At 48.1% G+C, this 3,259-nt stretch carries 2 rRNA genes; both read right to left on the bottom strand.

What is annotated here, in order from left to right:
- Position 1: 1 nt before the first annotated feature.
- Positions 2–118 (bottom strand): 5S ribosomal RNA (gene rrf / locus K5Q11_RS07470).
- Positions 119–190: 72 nt separating this feature from the next.
- A 23S ribosomal RNA gene (locus K5Q11_RS07465) occupies positions 191–3,109 on the bottom strand.
- Between the last annotated feature and the right edge of the window lie 150 nt (positions 3,110–3,259).

The raw sequence follows: 3,259 nt of genomic DNA, 5'->3' as shown, positions 1-3,259 counted from the left end.
AGCGTGGCAACGTCCTACCCTTGCAGGAGGCGATCCTCCAACTACTCTCGGCGTACAGAAGCTTAACTACTGTGTTCGGCATGGGAACAGGTGTATCCTTCTGGCTATCGCCACCACACTATTTATTTAGAAAGAACTTTGTTCTCTCAAAACTAGATATTATTAATTTATTTTCCGAAAACTACCTAACTTGGTTAAGTCCTCGACCGATTAGTATTGGTCCGCTCCATGCATCACTGCACTTCCACTTCCAACCTATCTACCTGATCATCTCTCAGGGGTCTTACTTCCATAAAGGAATGGGAAATTTCATCTTGAGGTGGGTTTCACACTTAGATGCTTTCAGCGTTTATCACGTCCATACATAGCTACCCAGCGATGCGCCTGGCGGCACAACTGGTACACCAGCGGTATGTCCATCTCGGTCCTCTCGTACTAGAGACAGCTCCCCTCAAATTTCCTACGCCCGCGACGGATAGGGACCGAACTGTCTCACGACGTTCTGAACCCAGCTCGCGTACCGCTTTAATGGGCGAACAGCCCAACCCTTGGGACCAACTACAGCCCCAGGATGCGATGAGCCGACATCGAGGTGCCAAACCTCCCCGTCGATGTGAACTCTTGGGGGAGATAAGCCTGTTATCCCCAGGGTAGCTTTTATCCGTTGAGCGATGGCCCTTCCATACGGTACCACCGGATCACTAAGCCCGACTTTCGTCCCTGCTCGACCTGTCTGTCTCGCAGTCAAGCTCCCTTTTGCCTTTACACTCGATGAATGATTTCCAACCATTCTGAGGGAACCTTTGGGCGCCTCCGTTACTGTTTGGGAGGCGACCGCCCCAGTCAAACTGCCAATCAGACACTGTCTCCCACCACGATAAGTGGTGCGGGTTAGAGTGTTAGCACAGCGAGGGTAGTATCCCACCATTGCCTCCACCGAAACTAGCGTTCCGGTTTCTACGGCTCCTACCTATCCTGTACAAGCTATGTCAACACCCAATATCAAATTACAGTAAAGCTCCATGGGGTCTTTCCGTCCTGTCGCGGGTACCCTGCTTCTTCACAGGGATCTCAATTTCACCGAGTCTCTCGTTGAGACAGTGCTCAGATCGTTACGCCTTTCGTGCGGGTCGGAACTTACCCGACAAGGAATTTCGCTACCTTAGGACCGTTATAGTTACGGCCGCCGTTTACTGGGGCTTCATTTCTGAGCTTCGCCGAAGCTAACTCATCCACTTAACCTTCCAGCACCGGGCAGGCGTCAGCCCCTATACTTCATCTTACGATTTTGCAGAAACCTGTGTTTTTGATAAACAGTCGCCTGAGCCTTTTCACTGCGGCTGCACGTTAGTGCAGCACCCCTTCTCCCGAAGTTACGGGGTCATTTTGCCGAGTTCCTTAACGAGAGTTCACTCGCTCACCTTAGGATACTCTCCTCGACTACCTGTGTCGGTTTGCGGTACGGGTAGTTAATTACTCACTAGAAACTTTTCTCGGTAGCGTGACATGGATTGCTTCCCTACTTAATTTCGGTCCTCATCACAGCTTGTCAACACGCTAAAAAGCATTTCACTCTTTAACTGACTTACTGCTTGAACACACATATCCAACAGTGTGCACAATTTAGCCTTCTACGTCCTTCCATCGCTCAAACATAATTAACTAGTACAGGAATCTCAACCTGTTATCCATCGCCTACGCTTCTCAGCCTCGGCTTAGGTCCCGACTAACCCTGGGAGGACGAGCCTTCCCCAGGAAACCTTAGTCATGTGGTGGATTGGATTCTCACCAATCTTTCGCTACTCATACCGGCATTCTCACTTCTAAGCGCTCCACCGGTCCTTACGGTCCGACTTCATTGCCCTTAGAACGCTCTCCTATCACGTGACATAGTCACGTCCACAATCTCGGTAATATGCTTAGCCCCGGTAAATTTTCGGCGCAAGGTCACTCGACTAGTGAGCTATTACGCACTCTTTAAATGGTGGCTGCTTCTGAGCCAACATCCTAGTTGTCTATGCAACTTCACATCCTTTTCCACTTAGCATATATTTAGGGACCTTAATTGGTGGTCTGGGCTGTTCCCCTTTCGACTATGGATCTTATCACTCATAGTCTGACTCCCGGACATATAAATCAATGGTATTCGGAGTTTATCTGAACTCAGTAACCCATGACGGGCCCCTCATCCAAACAGTGGCTCTACCTCCATGATTCTAAATCCGAGGCTAGCCCTAAAGCTATTTCGGAGAGAACCAGCTATCTCCAAGTTCGTTTGGAATTTCACCGCTACCCACACCTCATCCCAGCACTTTTCAACGTACACGGGTTCGGCCCTCCGGTGTGTTTTACCACACTTTCAGCCTGGACATGGGTAGATCACCTGGTTTCGGGTCTATCGCTACATACTGAAACGCCCGTTTCAGACTCGCTTTCGCTACGGCTCCGACATTTTCGTCTTAACCTTGCATGCAACCATAACTCGCCGGTTCATTCTACAAGAGGCACGCTATCACCCATTAACGGGCTCTAACTGCTTGTAAGCACATGGTTTCAGGAACTATTTCACTCCCCTTCCGGGGTGCTTTTCACCTTTCCCTCACGGTACTGGTTCACTATCGGTCACTAGGTAGTATTTAGCCTTGGGAGATGGTCCTCCCGGATTCCGACGACGTTTCACGTGTGTCGCCGTACTCAGGATCCTGAACTGAGAGTATTTGATTTCGTCTACGGGGCTATCACCCTGTTTCGCAGATCTTCCCAAATCTTTCGACTATCAAATACTTTGGTAACTCAAATGTTCAGTCCTACAACCCCAAAGAGCAAGCTCTTTGGTTTGGGCTCTTCCCGTTTCGCTCGCCGCTACTCAGGGAATCGAATTTTCTTTCTGTTCCTGTGGGTACTTAGATGTTTCAGTTCCCCACGTCTGCCACTAACTAAGTATGTATTCGTTAGTTAGTAATAGCTGATTAAAGCTATTGAGTTTCCTCATTCGGAAATCTCCGGATCAAAGCTTACGTACAGCTCCCCGAAGCATATCGGTGTTAGTCCCGTCCTTCATCGGCTCCTAGTACCAAGGCATTCACCATGCGCCCTTTATAACTTAACCTATTAATCACTTCGTGATTTTGGTTAATTGAGTATTTTGCGATTAAATTCTTTTAAACAACTCAAAATAACGCGGTGTTCTCGGTTGAAATTGTATTTTATACAAATTCAATATAGAAATTAATAATATCTAGTTTTCAAAGAACAAAAT

Origin of the sequence: Apilactobacillus xinyiensis, assembly GCF_019656235.1 — a bacterium.
Classification (GTDB): Bacteria; Bacillota; Bacilli; order Lactobacillales; family Lactobacillaceae; genus Apilactobacillus; species Apilactobacillus xinyiensis.
This window is presented reverse-complemented; position numbering and strand designations above follow the sequence as displayed.